Source organism: Chryseobacterium sp. CP-77, from assembly GCF_036362765.1.
GTDB classification, from domain to species: domain Bacteria; phylum Bacteroidota; class Bacteroidia; order Flavobacteriales; family Weeksellaceae; genus Chryseobacterium; species Chryseobacterium cupriresistens.
In genome coordinates this window covers 3322589-3345131 of sequence record NZ_CP143637.1, presented here as the reverse complement: position 1 = coordinate 3345131, position 22543 = coordinate 3322589, and the positions used below count along the sequence as shown (strand labels likewise).

Sequence of the window (22543 nt, the reverse complement as noted above, 5' to 3'; positions counted from 1 at the left end):
TTCAGATGAAATTTTCATTCATAGAGATTTCTCTCATCGCCTGTATTTTTAGATAATCATTGGCATTTTTGTACTGTCGGAGAGAACTTGATAATGCAAGTGTGAATATTTCAGTTTCTTTATAATTTACACGCAGTGAATAGCTTTTATTTTGGATTACCAATTCAAGATTTCCTCCTCTTGCGTTGTGGGAAATCAATTTATAGAAAGGAATTTGGAAGCTTTTCCCTCCGGCATTGAAAATAATTCTTGAGTTGGTAAGATATAGAGTTCCAGGATGAGTCTCCCTTATATTTTCTTTTACGGGACGGTATCTTCCGCCGCCAATTCTGGCATTTACTCCTTTCATAACTCTGAAGGAAACACCGGTACTTGTGCGTGAATATCCTGCATGAACAAGCTTGTTTTCAATAAGAGTTGCATTAACGTTTAAATAGCATTGTTCATCTCTTGCTAACGTTATGGAAGGATTGTAAATAACTGGAAAAATACCATGGTCAAGATTCCATAATAACTTGGCATGCTGTAAACTTTTAATTTTTCGGTCAGAAAGATATACTTTAATGCTCTGATGGTCAATTTTCAGATTTCTTGTCGCCTGTTTCAGCTCTGTTTCTTTTATTGGAGAAAGGCGGTTATCAGATATCTTTTCTTCAAGTATTCTATTGAATAATGAAAAAGCGATTTTATTTTTGATCTCTCCTGCTTTATTTAACGGAAATTGAAGAAAGTTAGCCATGTTTGTAATTTGCTGTTCTTCTAAATCAGTCAGTACACGATCTTCATAACATTTCTGAACCAGATTTTTTACCGTTTTTTCTGAGATCCTATTTTTTTCTAACAGTACTTGCTGATCAGATAAGTTGAAATACACTTTAATCTCGTTCAGTTTAAGAATTTTGCTTTGGGTGAGATTAAAATCTGAAATAGCATTACAAAGGGTATTATAATAAATTTTTCTCCCAAACCTTAATTTTTGTTTTTCAGTTAATACTTTTTTGTGGTTTAATACATTTTGTTGATAGACGGGTAAAATAGTATGAAGATCAGAATAGTCTATGGTTTGTAAGATTTTATGAGTTCCATCAAGATTGATCATTCTTATTTTATTAGTAATAAAATTACCTGTTGGCGGGATTAAAAATATACCCAATATCAGCATTACAATTGATGCCTCAAAACTCTGTTCTATTAAAAGACCTAACGAAATAAGAAGAAATGAAACACCCAAAATCCACCGTAAAGCTTTCAGAATAATTATAAAAGTTTTCATGGCTATTAGTTTTATGAATAGTTTTCCAGCGTCAGATGAAGCTGATTTCTGTAATTATAGATTTCATCAAGGGTATTCAATAAAATCTTTTCTCCTGCTTCTTTTCCGTTGTGGAAAGTTTCCAGATATTTATTTGTTGTATTGAAGTGTAATCTGCAAAGTGGTTTTCTGTTATTGTCATCCAATAAAATCCCGAAATAGGATAAAGTATCCCGATAGGCAATTCTGGAAGAAGGAATTTTCTCTCTCAGAATGGCTTTTACAATCTGAAACCCTTCCAACTCTTCTTCTGTGGTGATAATTCTAGAATCGTTATTTTGATCAATAGGCTGTGATGTTTTCACATCGTCTTCCTTTTTTTCTATTTGTTCATTGATGCTCAATGCGGACTTTAACCGGAAACTGATCGATTCATTAATAGAAGTAGTTAATGCTTTTTTAGCATACTCTTTAAAAGAAATCATTCTATTAGCCGTTAAAGGCTTTTCAAAGAAACGGTTTACTAAAAGTTTTACCAATTCATCAGATGGATTTTCAATTTCTTTTTCGAATTCTTTTCTGATGGCTTTGATATACTTTAATGCTTCTGCAGAATCAAGAATGCTTTCCAGGTTATAATCTTTCTTGGTGAAATTTTCAAGAATTTTGATGGAACTGTCTTTCAGATCTTCAATATTAATGGTGAAAAACGGTTTTTCATCCATAATATTAGGTTTTTCCAGATCTGTATAAAAGTTATACACGATACCATTGGTCAAAACTCCGAATCTTGTTTTCGAAACATGATAATACCTGTGAAGCTGTGAATTATGGGCATCTGCACTTTCCTTCCAGTGTTTACATTCGATAATGAAGATAGGTTCATCATTATTTTTGATCACATAATCTACCTTTTCTCCTTTTTTTGTTCCGATATCACAAACGTGCTCGGGAACCACTTCTGTGGGATTAAAAATATCATATCCCAGAATTTGTATAAAAGGCATTACGAAGGCATTTTTTGTGGCTTCTTCAGTTCCGATCTGGTCTTTAAGCCCCATTACTTTCTGCTGCAATTGCTCCAGTTTAATTTTAAGATCCATAGTGTTTAGTTTTTTAAAGTTTCGTCAATGATTTCAGCTGTCGGGGCATTTAATTTTACAGAAGCTATCCCATTCTCCATTCCGGATTTTGTACTATACATCTGGCTGTTCCCGATAATTTCACCGTTTCTTGCTTTTAGAACGAAATAGTCTTTTCCATTTTTTGCAAGTCTTCTGTCGTACCTTGAAAGATCCTGAGAATTGACTTTTACAGATTCAATACCTTTATGGCAGGATGCTTTCTGAACATACCCTTCACTGGTTAGAATGATTTCGCCGTTTCCGGCTTTCAGATTAAACTGATACTCTTTGTTGACTCTTTGTGTGATTACGAATTTTCCCATGATTAATTTTTTATTTAACTTGTATGACATGCATTTGAGCAGTAATAGCATCCGTTGATGTTGGTTCTTTGAGCTGGAAATAATTTTTTCGCTTCATTTACCGCTTCCTGACAAGTATAAAAACTACCTAAATAAATTCTATTTTCAGAAGATGGTAAAAATCGACATGAACTTGCATGTACTTCATAGTCTCCATTAGACTGCTGCTTCTTATTAAGGTAATATTCCTTTTTCATAATAAAAATTGTTTATTGTTTAACAGTCCAAAAATATGAGCATTAGATTTCAATCTATTACGGAAAACCGTAAAACGGGCAAAAAATAAAAAAACCTTTCAAATTTTTTGAAAGGCTATATGTAAAATGAATTGTGTATTATATAATCCCAATGTCCTTACAGAAGGCTACCAGCTGCTCATTGCTGTTTATTTCAAGGTCTTCCTTCAAACTGTTTAATCTCTTCTCAACGCTGCTCAGGCTGGAGGGTTTAATATTTCTTTCTTCGAGGTGGGCAGGAATGTTTTTTTGCAAGATTCCCTTAGAAAGGAGAGAGACAAGGGTGATATCAAATGTAGAAAACTCATAGCTGTTGAACTTTCTCATATCCTGCTTCAGATCAAAAGATAAATAGTTTTCGCCGATATATACAGATGCAATGGCCTTTTTCAGTTCTTTTGAATCGTTTCTGGCTTTACGGATATATCCGTTGATTTTATAATCTGAAAAAAGATTTTCTATTACACCCGTTTTATGTTCTGCCGAAAATACAATGACTTTCAAATCAGGCTGTATCTCTTTTGCTTTTCTGATGAGTTCTTTTCCGTCTTTAAGGTTTTGCTCATGATGATCATCTTCATAATACAGATCTGTAATCAACAGGTCATAAGGATATTCTTCCCGTAATGCTTTCTGAATTTTTCCTATAGCATCATCACAGTAATATACATAATCTACTGTAGGAATATTCAGCTCCTCAAGAGTTTTCTGAACAGAAATATTGATGCTTTCATGATCTTCGGCAATTAAAATTTTTTTGAACATGGTTATACGGTTTAATTAAAAAATGGGTTAAGACCCCAAAAGTATATTCATTTAATTCTTAGTCATTACGGTTTCACGTAAAAGGGACAAAAAAATGATATTTCAGCAGACCTGATCAGATGAGACCGATATCTTTGCAGATGACGATCATTTCAATGTTATTTTTTGCGCCAAGACTGTCCCTGAGTTCGTTCAGTCTCCTTTCAATAGACCGGATGCCATATGGAATCATTCCGTACTGTTTCAGAGAAGTGCTTATTTCATTCTGTTTGTAGCCTTTGGCTAACAGCTCAAGCAATTTGATATCATACACATCAAACTCGGAAGAAATATGGCGCATTTTATTCAGAACATCCTGGGGAATTACGGTTTCTCCGTTAAAGATTTTGTGTATTGTGCTTTTCAGATCTTGTCCGTCACGCCTCGCCTTACTTACAAATCCATCAATCTGATATATTTTATAAAGATCGTCAATTGTTTTTGCTTTTTTTTCAACAGAAAAAACAATCACTTTTAAAGCTGGCTGAACTTTTTTTGCCTCAAGAATAAGCTCCTGTCCGGAATGAAGTTTCTGAGGAATATGGTCTTTGTCAAATGATAGATCAGCAATAAGCAGATCATACGGATTTTTTCTTTCAAAAGCTGTTTTGATTCTGCCTAATGCCTCATCACAATAGGTTACATAATCAAAATCCAGGATGTTTAACTCTTTTATTGTATTCAGGATTCCTAGGTTCATTATTTCCTGATCCTCAACGATTAAAACTTTTTTGAACATGGCTGCATAATTAGGAAACAGGGAATGAAAGATTGACCTTCAGCCCCTTTTCAATTTTTGTTTCAAAAGTAAGGGTTCCGTTGATTGTTTCAATACGGGATGCCGCATTACGTAAGCCGTTTTTATAAACAAGATCCCCCGGAATTCCTATTCCATTGTCTTTGTACTGAATTTCAACGACATTGTTTGTTTTTTCAAATTTAACCGCAACATGACTGGCCCGGCTGTGTTTTTTCATATTCACCATCAGCTCACGGATCATTTGGTAAACCTCCTCTTTTACTGTGGGAGAAACGGACTCCCAGATCGCAGGACTGTTTCCTGCGGTAAAGGTTTTTACGGAATCATTATTAAAAGAAGCAATAAGCTCTGAGATAACTTTGCTGAACTCTTTTTCTTCTCCAATTTTATCGTAGGAAATATCTCTTGATTTTTCATACACAAATTCCAGTTCATCAAGCGCTTTATCCCGGTCAAAATCTTCCTGGTTTTCAATTTTTGTCATCACCTGGTAAATACCATTGGCAACCACATCGTGCACTTTTTTAGACATCTTAAGCTGGGTGTTTTTTACCTCGATTTCTTTTTCTTGTTCAAGCTTTTTTTGTCTTTTTTTATATAAAATAATGATAATAATTAGTAGGGCAATAAGTAATCCCAAAAGAATATATTGCCATAATAGTTGAATTTCTTTTTCAGCCTTTTCAGCTTTTACTTTTGTATTTTCATACTTTATAAAAGCAAATTTATTAGTGTAATCATTACGACTGGCCTGTATGCTGTCGGATAGATTTTTATATATTCGGAAGTGATTATTTATATCTGCTGGCTTATCTACATAAATTATTTTTTCAAGAGCTTCAAGTCTATCTTCAGGGCTTTTGTTTATTTGAGCGATATCAAGCATTTTTTTAGCATAATAAAGTGATTTCTCTGGATTTGATTTCTTATTAATTTCTGCTAAATGAGCATAGCTTGAATTAGCTCCCCAAAGGTCATTATTTTCTAACTTAAGTTTTAGAATATTTTCTATGTTAGTTTGAGCATCTGTATTATTGTTGTCTAGCCATTTTATATATTCAATATTATCTTTAATTCTATTTTTTAAATTTAAATCTGAAAGGCTTGATAAGTTAAGCTTTTGTAAAATGTTCAATGCTTGTTTATATTTCCCTGATTTATATACTGCTACAGATTTATTGTTTAATATACTTAGCCGCTTTTGTTCAGATTCAATTTTAACAGAGAGCGCTTTATCATACCATTCAATTGCCTGAGGATATTGATTTTGATTTAACTTTAAATTAGCCATAGTATCATATAATGCATAAAGGCTTTCATCATTTTCCTTCATCATTTTTAGTGCTTCTACCAATGTTGATTCCGCACCTAAAAAATCACCTCTGTTTTTTTGAGCATTTGCTTGTACAATTAAACTTTTAGAAATATTAGAAAAATCATTTTTTTTGCTATAATAACTTATAGCTTCTTGGAGCTTTAAATAGGCCTTAACATCATCTTTTTCAAGAAGCCTAACACCTTCTTCGTATAATTTATCAGCTTTTAATATGTCATTATTCGTTTCCAGTGTATCCTTGCATGAAGCAACGAGACAGAATGAAAAAAGGAAAAATAATAAATTTCGTATCATTTTACTAAAATAAAAAAAACCACTCTAAAGAGTGGTTAAAATTTCTATTTTTTAGGAGGAAGGGTTGTTCCTGTTTCTCCTCCTGTATCGCTCTCCCCTGTTCCTCCTACAGGATCTGTAGCTCCACTTTGAGGCTGAACCGTTTCAGTAGTTGGGTTATTATCGTCTGTAGTTGTTGCATTAGTATTATTGTTTGAGAATGCTAAGCCGAATAGCATCAATATGATCTCTATCATTTCCTTAAAATTTTAGAAGTTTTTTGACTGTTTTTCTTCCTCCTGAGAAGTATTTATCTCAGGCTGTACACAATTAAAATTTCGAAGCGCTTCTTAATTTTTTAGGGAAGTGAACCTTCAAAAACGGAGGAGAAACATCTGCTTCCCAATCCGGAGTTTTCCTCCGTTTTATCTGGTGATTTTTGAAATCAGAGTTTTTAGATTTTATTTTAATGTTTGTAATTGTCCCTGATCTCGATTACAAAATTGCATCAAAATGGAAAGCAGGGGGTAGTAGCTTTTTGGTAAGATTTTGGAAACTTTAAAATGTTGATATTTACGGTTTTCCGCATATTTTTCTTATGAAATCTTTTTATTTTTCCAAATAATTACTAAGATCATGGCAAAAAATTTACAAGAGAAAAAAAAATTACTTCAAGAAGTATATGCTAAGGCTGAAAAAGATGGTTCAGGAACGTCTATAAGTGGTATATTAAAGTATTTACAAGTTATCCTTCTTAGGGATTTTAAGATCAATCTTAATTATAGAACAATGCTGGGGTACTATCAATCTATTGTAGACTTGGATAAGGATGCAACTATAAAGCCGGTTACATTAGACTTATTCAGCAGGTATTTAGGTTTTGATGATTTCAAACATTACCGAGAAGAAAGAAAAGTACATTGTGTAAATAATACTGAAGATACTGAAGTGAATGTCACAGTGAATAAAGGCAATTCATTTTCTGACAAAATGTCAAATATCATGATAGTGATAAAGAACCAACCTGTCTTCAACATTCCACAGATGGCAAAAAACGGCATGGGGATAGGAGCTATGGTCTTAATTTTATTTGCAAGTTTTTCTTATGGTGGAAATGGAGGTATAAAATTTGGTAAAGAGAATAAATGTATGTACTGGGATGGGGATGAATATAAGCTAACATCCTGCGATGATAAAAACCCAAAACACAAATTAATACCCGTTGATACTGTCAAGTTGAAGTATTTTAAGAAAATTACCAGACCAGATACTTTAACGGTAGAAAATGGATTAGGGAGTTCTTGGTACACAAAATATGATAATGTGGTAGAGTTTTTTACAATGGATGGAATAAATCCAGATAATGGCAAAAGTTTGAAAAATGCAACGAGTCATATGATCACAAAATACGCCGGGAAAAATTCAGAGCCTTACCTGATTGAAAAATAAATTTCCTTCACAATAATTTTAAACTCAACTAAAACAAATCCTTACCCATTTTATGGTAAACAAAAAAGCGAAGAGGGACCTCTTCGCTTCTATATTTTTATTAGCTTATAATTGTCAGGATTCCATTTTCTGGAATAATATTAAGTATCAGTAGGAGCGGACTTTTGTCCGCTTAACTAAATTCATATCATCAGATCCGGCTTTAGCCAAAACTTAAAAATGTAAGACTTTACTCTGCATTCAGCATTCCCAATTCCCCGAAATGCTTTTTGAACTTCTGGATTTTTGGTCCCACTACAGCGCTGCAATACGGCTGTGTCGGATTTTCATTATAATACCCCTGATGATATTGTTCTGCCGGCCAGAATTTGTCGAATTTCGTTAATTCCGTTACATAGGTACCTGCCCATCTTCCCGATTCCTGAGATACCTTGATGGCTTCTTCAGCTTTTGCTTTTTCTGCATCATCTTTATAGTAAATAACAGAACGGTACTGGGTTCCGATATCATTTCCCTGTCTGTTCAATTGAGTAGGATCATGAAGGAAGAAAAACACATCCATCAGCTGTTCATAAGAAATAACTGACGGATCATAAGTAATCTGTACCACTTCCGCATGTCCGGTTTCTCCTGTACAGACTTCCTGATAAGTCGGATTGTCTTTATGTCCACCTGAATATCCTGAAATAGCAGATTGTACCCCTTTCAGCATATTGAAACAGCTCTCCACGCACCAGAAACATCCGCCTCCGAAAGTAATCTGTTCTAAATTATTATTGTCCATTGTAGGTAATTATATTGTTTTATGATCTCTTCCTTTATCCGGAAAAGCTGATCAAAAATAGGAAAAACTTTTTCATTTAAACACGATTTTATGTCTGAAACGTAAATTACAATGATAGATGTGACAAATGGTTTTAAAACACAAATAACACCAATGTCTTCACAAATAGTCACAAGAAAATACAGGATAACCATCTGTAAAAATCCGAGCGATCTGTGGGAAATACTTTCACTACAAGATGTGAATGGCAGATATCCGGAACATTTTAAAGCAGCTGGTATTAGCGATGTCATGCTGAGCTTTGTCCAAGCATATTAATTGCGCTAATTTAATTTTAAAGACAAATAACACAAATGTATTCACAAATTACCACAAGAAAATATAGGATAATCATCTGTAAGAATCCGAGCAATCTGTGGGAAATACTTTCACTACAAGATGTGAATGGCAGATATCCGGAACATTTTAAAGCAGCTGGTATTAGCGATGTCATGCTGAGCTTTGTCGAAGCATATTAATTGCGCTAATTTAATTTTAAACACAAATAACACCAATGTATTAGCAAATAGGCACAAGAAAATACAGGATAATTACCTGTGAAATCTGTGCGATCTGTGGGAAAAACAAAAAAAGCACCCTAAAAGGATGCTTTGAATTATTTACAATAGCGTTCAGTTATTTTTCCCAAACCAAAGCACTTGCTCCAAGAATGGCGGCATCTGCTTCGTCAAGCTCACTGAATACCAGTTTTACCTTATTTCTGAAAATAGGAAGAAGATTTCTTTCCATATGCAGTTTAGCAGGCTTTAAGATAAAATCTCCCGCTTTGATTACTCCTCCAAACAGAAGAATAGCTTCCGGTGAAGAGAACATAACAAAATTAGCCAGGGCTTCACCCAGTTTCTGACCCGTATATCTGAAAACCTCAATCGCAATAGGATCTTCCTTGATAGCACATTCGTATACTGTTTTAGAATTGATCGCATCTTCAGGATATTGGTTCAACATGGATTCCGGGAATTCTGCCCTCATTTTTTTGGCTGTAATGGTAATTCCCGTAGCAGAAGCATAGGCTTCCAGACTTCCTTCTGATCCCGTGCTCCAGTGCTTTCTACCACCAGGTTTTACAATCGTATGACCCAATTCTCCGGCAAACCCGTCATGTCCATAGATTAAACTTCCATTGGCAATGATTCCGCTGCCTACCCCTGTTCCCAGTGTAATCATGATGAAATCCTTCATTCCTCTTGCTGCTCCGAAAAGCATTTCTCCAAGAGCTGCCGCATTGGCATCATTGGTTACTGTACAAGGCAGACTGAATTTTGCCGTCATCAGTTCAGCGAAAGGAATAACGCCTTTCCAGGGAAGGTTAGGAGCCAGTTCTATCGTTCCTTTGTAGTAGTTTGCATTAGGTGCGCCTACTCCAATTCCATCAAAGTGTGCTTCAGTTCCATACTTTTCCATCATTGGATAAACATGTTCATATAAAGCATCAATGAAATCCTCAACTTTGTCATAAGCATCGGTTCTCAGGTTTCCTTTATCCAGAACTTCACCACGGTGGTTTACGATTCCGAATTTAGTATTGGTTCCGCCGATGTCAACTCCAAGGGCAACTTGTTTTGATAAATCTATTAATGACATTTCTATTATTAAATTCTAGGCGCTAAAATTATAAAAAAGATTGTATTAATGGATTATTAATAGGGTTTTATTTAATATGTTAAACCGTTTTTACTGTTTTTTTCTTTTTTCTGCCCCACCAAATCATAAATCCGGTAACCGGAAGCGAGGCACAAATGATACTTACAATAAATGCAATGATCTTGGTAGGAAGTCCCAGAATAGCACCTACGTGAATATCATAATTGGCGTTCACAACCTTTTCTCCGAAGTTTTTGTCTTTCGGGTCATGAGTGTGCAGCAATTCCCCTGAGTTTTCATCAAAGATTAAGCTGCTGCTTTTATGGTACGAATAAGAAAGATGCTTTACGTATACTTCAAAGTTGGGGTGCTCGTGGTCATCCATATGCGGATGTCCTAAATCGATAGCGAAACCATAAGATTCAGGATATTTTGTCTGTACTGTATTGATGATTTTATCCAGTGTTCCTTCTGTTCTCAATTCGATAGGTGCCTTTGTTTTAATATGTGAGAAGTCGGGATATTTTGTTTCTCCACCGGAAAATATCACATAGATCATCGCCTGCACCACAAAGAATGCATAGAAAAGTCCAGTGATGGAAAAGATCAGAGCAAAGATCGATGCGTAAAATCCCAGTACATTATGAAGGTCGTAGTTTTTTCGCTTCCAGCTTTTAATATTTTTCCATTTGAAGGCAAAACGCTGTTTTCTGGCTGCTTTGTTCTTGGGCCACCATAGAATGATCCCGGAGATCAGCATGATAATAAAAATAATAACAGGAATTCCCACTACATAAGTTCCCCAGTCCTGTTTCAAGAGGTAGCTCCAGTGGATCATTTTTACAATATTGAAGAATCCGTTTTTCTCATCATAGACTCTCAGTACTTTTCCGGTGTATGGGTTTACATAAGCCTGTTTATAAATGGGAAATTCATCAAAATAGTTCCAGGCATTCGTATTATGTTCATACCAGAAGAACATATAGGACATTTTTTTATCAATAGGAACATTTACCCAGTGGATAGGATATTTCTCTTTTACCTGTTCCGCAACAGCCTTTTCCATTACTCTGATGGGAAGGACCTGTTTCTGCTCTATATTTTGCTCGTGATGGTAGATGACATCTTTTCGGGTGATATTTTCCACTTCATCCTTAAAAACGTACAATGCTCCGGTAATAGAGATAATAAAGATCAGGAACCCTATTCCCAATCCGAACCACAGATGCAGTTTGGCAGACCATTTCTTAATGAACCCCGGCTTCTTTTTATGATGATGTTTTTTCTTCATATAACAATAAAAGTAAAGCAAATATATGCTTTACTTTTTATTTAGTTTAATTAAAATCTGTATTCAACCATGAATGTTCCTCTCAGTCCAAGAGCATTGGTAAAATCACTGTCTCTTGCTGTCCACCATGAAATGGCAGGCTGGTACAGTTTGTTGAAAATGTTTTCAATACCTAATGATACTCTCCAGTTGTTGTTAACCTCATAACTGGATTTGAAATTGAAAACAGTATACTCAGGTACATATCCTTCACCATAAGCATACAATCCTGTCTTGGCATTAGGTTCAAATCTGTTTTGCTGGAAAGAGTGAAGCATATCAAGCCCAACTGATAGAGCAGGGATAGGTCTGGCCTGAACATATGCCAATACTTTAGGGGCAGAAATTCTACTGTTGTTGATTTTTGTTGAATAATCGCCGTCGTCTTTTACAGAAGTAATTCCTTCCATCCAGCTGTAGCTTCCGCCAAACTGAATCCATTTTGTAGGGCTAAAGTGTAAAAATCCTTCCACTCCGTACACGATTTCAGGAGATCGCTGAATCATTAATGCTCTGTCCGGACTTTGTACGAATGATGCTCCCAGTTTCGATGTGCTTACATAAGAAGTTAATTCATAATTCAACCAACTGGAAAGCTGTCCTGTTGCTCCCAATTCGTAATTATTAACGATGATCGGTTTCGTTTCCAGATTTTTGATCGTTTCAGAAGTTGAGGTTCTTAAAATTCTTCCTAACTCATTGATAGAGTAGGCCTGAGAGAAGCTACCAAAGAGGTTGATATAAGGCTCAATATTATAGCGGATACCAATATTTCCTACCAGTGCATTGTAGCTCAGTTTTCCACCTGCAACAGGAATACTTTTCGTGAAAGTTCCGTCACTTTTAAGGGTAGAAAGGGTATTGAAGTCGTCAACATTTACTTTGATGTTCTCGTAGCGAAGTCCTCCTTTGATGGTAATTTTTTTAAACAGATCAATTTTTGCCAGTACAAAAGGCGCAATATTGGTCATATTCATATTGGGAGTCCAGAAACGTCCGTCTTCCAGCTTTTGAACGGTTTCATCATTCAGAATATCGGCTCCGTAGATGATTTCCGCCTGAGAGTTCGCTGAATTCCAAAGCTGGGTATCGAAATTGAATCTTGCTCCTGCTTTTTTTGAGATTACATTCGACTGCCCGCCGTTGAAAAAGGTGTCGCTGTAGCCGTAAACGGTTTTAAAATCCTGATAATAAAGGTTGATATTCAAAGACGTTCCTGCAAACAGGTTCTTATTGTCGTAGGTTACTCTTATGTTGTGGTTTTTCGGAGTTCCCTGGGGAGTTGTTTCCAAACCTTTCCCAATTCCTTCACCAATCGTTGGCTTGATGCCGTATTTTCCTGTTTTTAATCCTACATTCAGATCTGATCTTGAAGAATAACCAATATAAGAAGCTTCAATTCTCTGATTTTCATTGATGTCATAACCTATCTTCAACAGTCCGTTGTAATTGTCCATCTTCGCAATACTGTAGGTAGGGCTTATCAAAACACCATCACCGTCTTTTGTATATCCTGTTCTTTCGTAAGCTAATGAAAGGGTATAATCAAACTTGTTGATCTTTCCTGATAAAAGCTGACTGGCTCTTACTCCTAAAGTGCCTCCATAAGGCTGCCCTGTAAGCCCCACCTGTGAAATTCCGGAGATTTTTTTATCTGTTTTGCTTCTTTTTGTAATATAATTGATGATCCCTCCGTCTGCTCCGTTACCATAAATGGAAGAAGCCCCTTTGATTACTTCAATTCTTTCAATGGCTGAAGGGTCAATGGTTCTTAAATCTCTTGCTCCGTTACGAAGTGGGGTAGACTGTGGAATTCCATCAATCAAAACCAGAACCTGGCGTCCTCTTAATGTCTGTCCTGTATTGGATGTCTGCCCTGAATTGGTTCCTAAACTGGGAACGGTATACTGCAGGATGCTTGTGATATCTGAGTTAACGGTCAGCTGAGACTGAATCTGTTTCTCTCCTACCACCGTTATGGAACTTGGCACTTCCTTTATGCTTTCCTTTTTTCTGGAAGCAGTCATGACAACCTCGTCTACATTTTTAGTTTGTAAACTATCTTTTACCTGAGCAAAAACCGTAGCAGTTCCTAAACAGGCAGCTGATAAAAGCACTTTTTTCATTATATTTTCTTTCCTTTTTTCTTTCTTTTTCCCCACCAGACCAGAAATCCGGTTACAGGGAGCGATGTACATGTGAGGCCGGCTATAAACCAGATCACTTTTCCAATGATTCCGAAGTAGGAACCGGTATGGATGTCATAATTGGCGTTGGAATATTTCTCGGCAGTATTGAGATTGTGATGAGGTTTATTGGCGAGTAGTTTTCCGGAGTATTTGTCGAATGTCAGGATGTTTCTTTCACTGTATCTTCCATCCATTCCGTAAACCGTTACCGGGAGATTTTTCAGTTCTTTTCCTTTTTTATTCTTTCCGTTCAAAGTCATTCTGAAGCTGGATGATTTTGTATATAATTTTTCAGTCTGTGCCGCAGCCAGATCAAAAACAGCTTCATTCTTTGCCATCAGAGAGTCCGGGGATTTTCTTTCTTTCTCCTTTGGCGGTTCCCATGAACCGGACAATGCAAAAGTAAAAGTGTTTTTTACATAGGGATAGGCAAAATAAAGTCCGGTAACACTCAGAAGCAGCGCAATCAATGATGCATAAAATCCAAGTACATTATGAAGATCATAATTTTTACGCTTCCAGTTTTTTACATTTTCCCAATTGAACCAAAAACGTCCTTTTCTTGCATTTTTGTTTTTAGGCCACCATAAAATGATTCCTGTAATCAGCATAATGACGAAAATAACAGTTGGGATTCCTACAGTATACGGTCCCCATTCTGAATTAAGCAGAAGTCCCCAGTGGATATATTTGAGAATATTGAACACATCATACTTTTCATCATAAACTGCCAGAATTTGCCCGGTGTACTGATTCACATAGACTAGTTTGTTGATGTGTACCTGCTGAAAATAATTCCATCCCTTTTTGCTTTTGTCATAGTATTCAAACTGATAGGATTTTGTTTTATCTAAAGGAATTTCTACAGCACTTACGGGATATTTTTCATTAAGTTCCAGCGTAACTTTTTCACGAAGCAGATGAATAGACAATGGCCTTTTTCCTATATCGTCTTTTTTCAGGTAAATGGCCTCCTTGCGTAAGCTATTCTGTATTTCATCCTTAAAAACATATAAAGTCCCTGAAAGAGAGACTATAAATACAATGATTCCAACGGATAAACCCAGCCACAAATGCAGCTTGGCAGACCATTTTTTTGCAGGAGACACTTTCTTTTTATGGTGATGCTTTTTTCTCATAGCAAAAAGTTAACCCCATGAGGGGCTAACCTTTGATTTTTAAAATTTGTAAGTAACAGATCCCAGCACATTGATTAACTTCTGTGGATTTGCTGTTGTATATCCAATCCAGTAATGCTGACTGGTAAAGTTGTCAACTTTTACTCCAACTCTGAATTTTCTGGCATCGTAAAATGCATTGGCATTCATTACAAAATACTTAGGAAGAGTGAAAGTAGATACTCTGCTGGTTGCAGGATCTAATTGATTAAATATCTTGTTGGCATTAGCAAAATTTCCTCCTACTCCGAAACCAAGCCCTTTTAAATTTCCATCCAGAAACTGGTAACTTGCGTTAAAATTAGCCAGCCATGGAGAACCTGCTGTAGCAGGTCTTAAGCCTGTAGCCATATCCGTAGTATCATTATAGGAAACACCACCTATTAAAGAGAATCCCTTAATTAAATATGCATTTACTTCCAATTCAACACCCTTACTTTGAATTTCACCTGCCTGAGTTTGTACTGATTTACCTGCCCCGGTATATTGTCCGGTAGCTACCAGCATATTTTTAACTCGGATATCATAATAACTTACGGAAGCATTAATTTTTCCATTGATCAGATTAGCTTTGAAACCTCCTTCAAACTGATTCGCTCTTTCCGGATCCGAAAGGGCTATACTTCCTGCAAGATCGGTGGTAAAATATCCGTTGCTTTTAAAACTGTTCTGATAATTTCCAAAAATCGAAAATTTGTCTTTAATAATCTGGTAAACTACACCAGCCTTAGGAGACCATGCAGATTGATTATAAGGGTCTACGGTGGACATAAAATATTTACCTTCCTCTGCATTATTGTTTTCATATCTAAGCCCCAATACAATGTTTAATCCTGAAAGTGGAGTAAAAACGTTGGAAATATATCCACTGTAAGTATTAAGATCTCCATCACTATCAAAATGCCCAACTTTGTTGGGGTCATTATATAAGTCACCTAATGTAGTTCCGTTAAAACCAGAATAATCACCACCATTAGCCGGTACACTATCAAAATTTCCGCTCGCTAAATAAATATATCTTGATCTGTCTTTTGTTTTCAGATAATCAAACCCAGCTACGGTTCTGTTTCTCATTCCATTCCCGAAAGTGAAGTCAAAGTTAAAATTCTGCTGTATCTGGAAATATGATTTTCTACTATCTCTGGTCGCCTGGTCATTTCTGTCCACAAGAAGATTATTGCTGGCATCTACTCTTGCAGCGAAATAAGGTCCGAAACCATCTGAGTAACTGCTCGAAGAGTTGATGTTGGTAGATGATTTAATATGCTCGTTGATCTTATAATTTACCTGACCGAAGATATTATTTACTCTTGCTGTGGTATAAAGATCATTTCCAATATAAGATTCTTTGTAATTAAGTCCTTTCTTTTCAAGGTCTTTCATATTATCAATTCCTCCAAGATTACCTGGTGTTAGGTAAAAGAAGAAGGGTTCACCAACCGCTCTGGTGTTGAACATTTCATATTCAACATTGAACTGAAGTTTATCATTTACATTATAAGTTAAAGATGGAGCAAAGGCAAAATAAGTATTTTTAGCATCCGTTTTCTGAAATGTTCCTTCGTTTGTATAAGCTGTATTGATTCTGAAAAGCAGTTTATTATCTTTTGTCAGTGGAGCATTGATGTCGGCTTGTGCTCTGTAAGTATTGTAACTCCCTCCAAAAAGACTTACCTGTCCTTCGAATTTTTCATATGGTTTTTTAGTAATTCTGTTAATTAAACCACCATAAGAAGCAACGTTGCTTCCATATAATGTTCCAGAAGGACCTTTTAAAACCTCCAATCTTTCAATATTAATGGCGTCAATGGTAGTTGTAACCGGTGATACTAAGCCGTTTCTCATTGAATTGTTGGAGGGAAAACCTCTTAAAACAACAAAAGAACCTCCATCTCCGGCTCTGCTTGTTGCTGTCCACATTTTTTGGATTCCCGTAACATTTCTGTAAGCATCATCCACTGTAAAAATTGTCTGGTTTTCTAGGACTGATCTGTTAATCGAGGAAAAAACCTGCGGATCTTCAATTGCTTTTAAAGGCATTTTGTTAGAATAGTCACTATCTTTTTTGACATAGGTATTAATAATTACTTCATCAATATTGTTAGTGTTGGCAGAATCCTTTTTCTGAGCAAAAGTTAGCATAGAGCCTAACATTGAAGCACAGATCAGTACATTTTTCATGAAAGTCAAATTTTCTGCAAATATATTATTTTTAACTGTTCTAAATAAATAATTGAATTGATATTTATCATAAAATTATTATATACTGAATAACAAAAAACCGCTATGGCCAATGCCAGAGCGGTTTTTCGGTAATATTATTATGTTTTTCTTAAGCCGGAATTTCTCCTTTGTATAAGAAAGAAATAATTTCTTTGTTTAATTTATCGATCATTTCACTGAATAAATGGAAAGATTCCTGTTTATAGATTACCAGTGGATCTTTCTGCTCGTAAACAGCTCCCTGTGATGATCTTCTTAAGTCGTCCATTTCACGAAGGTGAAGCTTCCAGTTTTCATCGATAATCGATAAAGTGATATTCTTTTCAAAATCATTCACTAAACTTTCACACTGAGTATCATATGCTTCTTTAAGATCAGCTACAATAGTCATTGTTTTGTGTCCGTCTGTGAAAGGAACCTGGATCATTTTGAACATTGAACCCTGATTTTGGTACACATTCTCAATGATAGGGAATGATTTTTCTTTCAACAGGTTCAGCTTCATTCTATAGTCTTCCTGAGCGGCTTTGAATAAGATATTCGTTAGATCCTGAACATTTTTATTATTAAAATCATTTTGTGAAACCGGAGATTCCATCGTAAATGTTTTAATGATTTCATATTCAAAATCTTTATAATTTCCTGAAGCTTTTCCTTTCGCAACGATAGAATTAGCTACATCAAAAATCATATTGGTGATGTCATACTTCAAGTGGTCTCCGAAAAGAGCGTTCTTTCTTCTCTTGTAGATTACGTCACGCTGTTTATTCATTACGTCATCATACTCAAGAAGTCTTTTTCTTGTTCCGAAGTTATTTTCTTCTACTTTCTTCTGAGCTCTTTCAATAGACTTACTGATCATAGAGTGCTGAATTACTTCTCCCTCTTTGTGACCCATTCTGTCCATCATTTTAGCAATTCTTTCAGAACCGAACAAACGCATTAAGTTATCCTCAAGAGACACATAGAACTGAGAACTTCCCGGATCTCCCTGACGTCCCGCTCTACCTCTCAACTGTCTGTCAACACGTCTTGAATCGTGTCTTTCCGTACCGATAATCGCTAAACCTCCTGCATCTTTTACTTCCTTAGAAAGCTTGATATCCGTACCACGACCTGCCATGTTGGTTGCAATGGTTACAACTCCCGGCTGCCCTGCTCCAGCTACAATTTCCGCTTCTTTTTTGTGAAGCTTCGCGTTCAATACCTGGTGTGGGATCTTTCTTAATTGAAGTGCTTTTGATAGTAATTGAGAAATTTCAACAGAAGTAGTACCTACAAGTACAGGTCTTTTCTGTGCTGTTAATTTTTCAATTTCTTCGATGACAGCATTATATTTTTCTCTATTCGTTTTGAAAACCAGGTCTTGTTTGTCATGTCTTAAAATAGGACGGTTGGTAGGAATTACCACAACGTCTAATTTATAGATTTCCCAAAGCTCTCCAGCTTCGGTTTCAGCAGTACCTGTCATCCCCGCAAGCTTGTTGTACATACGGAAATAGTTCTGAAGCGTGATGGTTGCAAAAGTTTGAGTAGCTGCCTCAATTTTTACATTCTCTTTCGCTTCAATTGCCTGGTGAAGACCGTCTGAATAACGACGTCCCTCCATGATACGGCCTGTCTGCTCATCAACGATTTTTACTTCACCATCAATCACCACATACTCATCATCTTTTTCAAATAATGTGTAGGCTTTCAATAGCTGGCTCATGGTGTGAACACGCTCAGATTTTTCAGCAAATTCAGCGAAAAGTCTTTCTTTAGCTTCGAACTCTTCTTCTTTGGAAAGATTTTTAGCTTCTACTTCAGCAATCTCAGTTCCGATATCCGGAAGTACGAAGAAGTTAGGATCAGAGTTTCCTTGAGACATGTATTCAACACCTTTGTCTGTAAGGTCTACCTGATTGTTTTTCTCCTCGATTACGAAGTAAAGATCTTTATCTACAATCGGCATATCACGGTTGTTGTCCTGCATGTATTGCGCTTCAACTTTCTGAAGCAATGCTCTGTTTCCGCTTTCTAATAAAAATTTGATTAATTGTCTGTTTTTTGGAAGACCTCTGTATGCCTGAAGTAATTTGAATCCTCCCTCTTTTGTATTACCTGCAGCGATTAATTTCTTTGCTTCATTGAAAATAGCAGAAACGGTTTTCTTTTGTACTTCAACAATTCTGTCGATAGAAGGCTTAAGAACATCAAACTCCTGTCTGTCTCCCTGAGGAACCGGACCTGAAATGATCAATGGTGTTCTGGCATCATCTACCAATACAGAGTCCACCTCATCCACGATAGCAAAGTTCAGTTCTCTTTGTACCAGTTCTGAAGGTGATGTCACCATGTTGTCTCTCAGATAATCGAAACCGAATTCGTTATTCGTTCCATAGGTAATATCCGAGTTGTATGCTTTTCTTCTTCCATCAGAGTTCGGCTGGTGGTTATCGATACAATCGATAGACATGCCGTGGAACTGATAAAGAGGACCCATCCATGCCGAGTCTCTTTTTGCAAGATAATCGTTCACGGTTACAACGTGTACCCCTCTTTCAGGAAGTGAATTTAAATAAATAGGTAATGTTCCTACCAAAGTTTTACCTTCACCGGTTGCCATTTCGGCAATTTTACCACTGTGAAGAATAATCCCTCCGATAAACTGAACATCATAGTGGACCATATCCCAAACTACAGGAGTTCCGGCAGCGTCCCATGAGTTTTTCCAAACAGCTGTGTCTCCTTCAATACTAACGAAATCTTTCCCTGCAGCAGCCAGTTCTCTGTCCCAGTCACTAGCCGTTACACGGATTTCTCCATTCTGAGCCCACCTTCTTGCCGTTTCTTTGATCAATGCAAAAGCTTCGGGAAGAATCTGAACCAGAACTTTTTCTTCAATTTCGTAAGATTCTTTCTTTAAAGACTCAATTTTTGAGAAAAGAGCTTCTTTCTCATCAACGTTGGTTGAATTTTTTATCTGCTCTTTTATCTGTTCTATTTGAGCGGTGATCTTGCTGGTTGCAGATTTTATATTCTCTTTAAACTCAGCCGTCTTTTGTCTCAACCCATCATCCGACAATTGTTGGATATTAGGTTCTACAGCTCTGATTTTTGTTACAACTTTTTTTACTTCTTTTAGGTCCTGCGCTTTTTTGTCTCCCAAAAACCCTTTAAGAACTTTGTTTAAAAAACTCATAAATTTTTTGCTTTATGCTTAATGCAAAATGCTTTAAGCGTTTTAAATAACACTTATCGTGTAAATTATATATAAAAAGGGCAAAAAAGCTCTAAGCACGCAGCCTAAAGCTTATCGCTTTATTAATATTCGTCCTCGTTCCAAAGGAAATCCTCGTCAGTAGGATAGTCGCTCCATACTTCTTCGATAGATTCATAAATTTCTCCTTCGTCCTCAATAGCCTGAAGGTTTTCTACTACTTCCATTGGTGCACCAGTTCTGATTGCGTAGTCAATAAGCTCTGCTTTTGTCATTGGCCAAGGTGCGTCACTTAGATATGAAGCTAATTCTAATGTCCAGTACATAATTTTCTAATTTTTTGCAAAAGTATAAAAATAGGTTGTATAATAAACTTTTTTATACTTGATTTTCAATTCTTTTTATAATTTTTTCTTATAAATGGTTGTCACAAACTGGCTGGCAGCTGTGTCAGCAATTTACTTATTGTCGTTTTCTCAAAAACCATTCCACAAATTTTTTTATGCCATTTTGGAAGTCTGTGGCCGGATTATACCCTATTAAATCCTTTGCTTTTGTAATATCGGCATTTGTTTTTGTGACATCTCCCGGCTGCATTGGCAGAATTTTTTTGATGGCAGATTTTCCCAATGCCTTTTCAATAGTAGCCACCATTTCAGACAAAGTGATTACCTGGTTTTCACCCAGATTCACAATTTCATAAATTCCCGAATTGTTTTCCAGATAAAGAATAGATTTGGTAATTCCGTCAATGATATCATCTACATAAGTATAGTCTCTGGCCGTATTTCCGTCACCATAGAAAGGGATTTCCTGATTTTCCGAAATAAGCTTTGTAAACTTGTGTATGGCTAGGTCAGGTCTCTGTCTTGGTCCATATACTGTAAAAAACCTGAGCTGGATCATATCTATATGGTATAGATTATGGTAAACATGTCCTATAATTTCTCCGCTCTTCTTGGTAGCAGCATAAGGAGAGATAGGATTGTCTACATTATCTGTTTCCGTAAAGGGAATTTTTTCATTGTTTCCGTAAACACTTGATGAAGACGCACAGATGAATTTTTTAATATGGAAATCCTTACACAGTTCCCAAAGATTCATAGTACCCCGTACATTCACTTCTTCATACTCCAGTGGACGTTCAATAGAAGGGCGAACACCGGCAAGTGCAGCAAGATGGATCACCATGTCAATATGATGATTCTTAAAGATGTTTTCAAGGTCTTTTAGGTCCCTGATATCCTGCCAATAGAGGGAATATTGGTCAGAATGGGTGAGGGAAACCAAACGCGGAATATCCGTCTCTTTATCCGAGAACTCAAAATCCGAATTTTTACCGATTGACTCCAAAGTATTTTTAATTTTTACCTGATAGTCATAGAAATTATCAAAATTGTCAATGTTTATGACAGAATGTCCATTTCTTAATAATCGTTCAACTAAATGGGAACCGATGAACCCACTACCGCCTGTTACAAGATAAACCATTTGTATTTTTTATGATTACAAAAATATAAATTTTACTTTTGAAAAATATAATCATTAAATTTACTTAAAAAAGTAATATAAATATAATATGCAGTTTCAAGGGCAAATTTTAAAGATGACAAGCTATGATGCTAAACCAATCCAATACTACCTCAATCTTTCCGGAGATCTGATCCACATGAATGAGCTGTTTGGAAAGGAGTTAAGCATAAAACATACAGGATTCCAATGTGTAAATTGTGGTGAAAATAAACCAGTTTACAGAATGGGCTTCTGCAAAAACTGTTTTTTTGAAAGCCCTTATGCAAGCGATACCATTATCCGCCCGGAACTTTCTACAGCACATTTAGATATTGCAGAGCGTGATCTTGAGGTAGAAAAGCAAATTCAGCTGCAACCACACACTGTTTATCTGGCTTATACAGGAGATGTAAAAGTAGGGGTAACCAGAAATACACAGATTCCTACAAGATGGATTGATCAGGGTGCAACTTTTGCATTGCCTATCGCAAGAACGGAAAACCGTTATGAAGCAGGAATGATAGAAGTAGCTTTAAAAGAACATCTGGCAGATAAAACCAATTGGAGAAAAATGCTGCAGGATGATTTTGAAGGGGAAGTAGACCTTGCCGATTTCCGACAAAAGATAAAAGAATATTTTCCTGATGATTTCCAGAAATTTTACAGCGACGGAGAAGAGCTGTGGATGTTTGATTATCCTTTTGAAAAACCGGAAAAAGTTTCCTCATTTACTTTGGATAAAAAACCTGAGTTTACAGGAAGGCTTACCGGAATTAAAGGACAATATCTTGGATTTGAAGGTGGGAACTTTATCAATGTAAGAGGACATGAGGGGTATGTGATCGAGCTCGAAATAAAAGACAGATTGATATAATTAAGAAAGAA

Annotated in this window: 19 protein-coding genes; 2 read left to right on the top strand and 17 right to left on the bottom strand. The window is 36.1% G+C overall.

Features of this window, described 5'->3' with window-relative positions; all coding sequences use genetic code 11:
• Position 1 precedes the first annotated feature (1 nt).
• The 8 genes from V0410_RS14820 to V0410_RS14785 form a co-directional block, all read right to left on the bottom strand.
• Positions 2 to 1273: a hypothetical protein gene (locus V0410_RS14820; RefSeq protein ID WP_330744685.1), complete on the bottom strand. Its 1272-nt coding sequence runs from the start codon at positions 1271 to 1273 to the stop codon at positions 2 to 4.
• 11 nt (positions 1274 to 1284) lie between these two features.
• Positions 1285 to 2355 carry a type I restriction endonuclease gene (locus tag V0410_RS14815; protein WP_330744684.1) on the bottom strand — a complete coding sequence of 357 codons (1071 nt, stop codon included), beginning with the start codon at positions 2353 to 2355 and terminating at the stop codon, positions 1285 to 1287.
• Positions 2356 to 2360: 5 nt separating this feature from the next.
• Positions 2361 to 2699: a YegP family protein gene (locus V0410_RS14810; protein WP_330744683.1), complete on the bottom strand. Its 339-nt coding sequence runs from the start codon at positions 2697 to 2699 to the stop codon at positions 2361 to 2363.
• A 14-nt stretch (positions 2700 to 2713) separates the two neighbouring features.
• On the bottom strand, positions 2714 to 2935 hold the full coding sequence (locus V0410_RS14805; RefSeq protein WP_330744682.1) for a hypothetical protein: 222 nt from the start codon (positions 2933 to 2935) through the stop codon (positions 2714 to 2716).
• 138 nt (positions 2936 to 3073) lie between these two features.
• Positions 3074 to 3739, bottom strand: coding sequence for a response regulator (locus tag V0410_RS14800; protein WP_330744681.1), 666 nt, complete (start codon positions 3737 to 3739; stop codon positions 3074 to 3076).
• Between the two features lie 115 nt (positions 3740 to 3854).
• The gene (locus tag V0410_RS14795) at positions 3855 to 4517 is read right to left on the bottom strand and encodes a DUF5932 domain-containing protein (RefSeq protein WP_330744680.1); all 663 of its coding nucleotides are present in this window, start codon (positions 4515 to 4517) and stop codon (positions 3855 to 3857) included.
• Between the two features lie 10 nt (positions 4518 to 4527).
• The gene (locus tag V0410_RS14790; protein ID WP_330744679.1) at positions 4528 to 6168 is read right to left on the bottom strand and encodes a tetratricopeptide repeat-containing sensor histidine kinase; all 1641 of its coding nucleotides are present in this window, start codon (positions 6166 to 6168) and stop codon (positions 4528 to 4530) included.
• A gap of 44 nt (positions 6169 to 6212) precedes the next feature.
• Positions 6213 to 6404: a hypothetical protein gene (locus tag V0410_RS14785; RefSeq protein WP_330744678.1), complete on the bottom strand. Its 192-nt coding sequence runs from the start codon at positions 6402 to 6404 to the stop codon at positions 6213 to 6215.
• A 379-nt stretch (positions 6405 to 6783) separates the two neighbouring features.
• Between V0410_RS14785 and V0410_RS14780 the strand changes: the two genes are divergently transcribed.
• Positions 6784 to 7596, top strand: coding sequence for a hypothetical protein (locus V0410_RS14780; protein ID WP_330744677.1), 813 nt, complete (start codon positions 6784 to 6786; stop codon positions 7594 to 7596).
• 229 nt (positions 7597 to 7825) lie between these two features.
• Here the strand turns inward: V0410_RS14780 and msrA are convergent, their stop codons facing one another.
• The 9 genes from msrA to V0410_RS14735 form a co-directional block, all read right to left on the bottom strand.
• A complete protein-coding gene (gene msrA, locus V0410_RS14775; RefSeq protein WP_202842326.1) occupies positions 7826 to 8380 on the bottom strand; it encodes a peptide-methionine (S)-S-oxide reductase MsrA in 555 nt (184 codons plus the stop codon).
• A gap of 675 nt (positions 8381 to 9055) precedes the next feature.
• The gene (locus tag V0410_RS14770; RefSeq protein WP_110011275.1) at positions 9056 to 10024 is read right to left on the bottom strand and encodes an ROK family protein; all 969 of its coding nucleotides are present in this window, start codon (positions 10022 to 10024) and stop codon (positions 9056 to 9058) included.
• A 79-nt stretch (positions 10025 to 10103) separates the two neighbouring features.
• Positions 10104 to 11315, bottom strand: a complete 1212-nt coding sequence (locus V0410_RS14765) for a PepSY-associated TM helix domain-containing protein (protein WP_330744676.1) — start codon at positions 11313 to 11315, stop codon at positions 10104 to 10106.
• Between the two features lie 50 nt (positions 11316 to 11365).
• Positions 11366 to 13480, bottom strand: a complete 2115-nt coding sequence (locus V0410_RS14760; RefSeq protein WP_330744675.1) for a TonB-dependent receptor — start codon at positions 13478 to 13480, stop codon at positions 11366 to 11368.
• The gene (locus tag V0410_RS14755) at positions 13480 to 14682 is read right to left on the bottom strand and encodes a PepSY-associated TM helix domain-containing protein (protein WP_330744674.1); all 1203 of its coding nucleotides are present in this window, start codon (positions 14680 to 14682) and stop codon (positions 13480 to 13482) included. The genes V0410_RS14760 and V0410_RS14755 overlap by 1 nt, the downstream gene beginning before the upstream one ends.
• A gap of 39 nt (positions 14683 to 14721) precedes the next feature.
• Positions 14722 to 16902, bottom strand: coding sequence for a TonB-dependent siderophore receptor (locus V0410_RS14750; RefSeq protein WP_330744673.1), 2181 nt, complete (start codon positions 16900 to 16902; stop codon positions 14722 to 14724).
• Between the two features lie 151 nt (positions 16903 to 17053).
• On the bottom strand, positions 17054 to 20128 hold the full coding sequence (secA, locus tag V0410_RS14745; RefSeq protein WP_330744672.1) for a preprotein translocase subunit SecA: 3075 nt from the start codon (positions 20126 to 20128) through the stop codon (positions 17054 to 17056).
• A 122-nt stretch (positions 20129 to 20250) separates the two neighbouring features.
• Positions 20251 to 20472 (bottom strand): DUF2795 domain-containing protein, encoded by a 222-nt coding sequence (locus V0410_RS14740; protein ID WP_002662059.1) that lies wholly within the window; start codon positions 20470 to 20472, stop codon positions 20251 to 20253.
• A 136-nt stretch (positions 20473 to 20608) separates the two neighbouring features.
• A complete protein-coding gene (locus V0410_RS14735) occupies positions 20609 to 21637 on the bottom strand; it encodes a GDP-mannose 4,6-dehydratase (protein WP_330744539.1) in 1029 nt (342 codons plus the stop codon).
• An 88-nt stretch (positions 21638 to 21725) separates the two neighbouring features.
• On the opposite strand from V0410_RS14735, the gene V0410_RS14730 reads away from it, so the two are divergent.
• The gene (locus V0410_RS14730) at positions 21726 to 22532 is read left to right on the top strand and encodes a DUF2797 domain-containing protein (protein ID WP_330744537.1); all 807 of its coding nucleotides are present in this window, start codon (positions 21726 to 21728) and stop codon (positions 22530 to 22532) included.
• Positions 22533 to 22543: the final 11 nt, after the last annotated feature.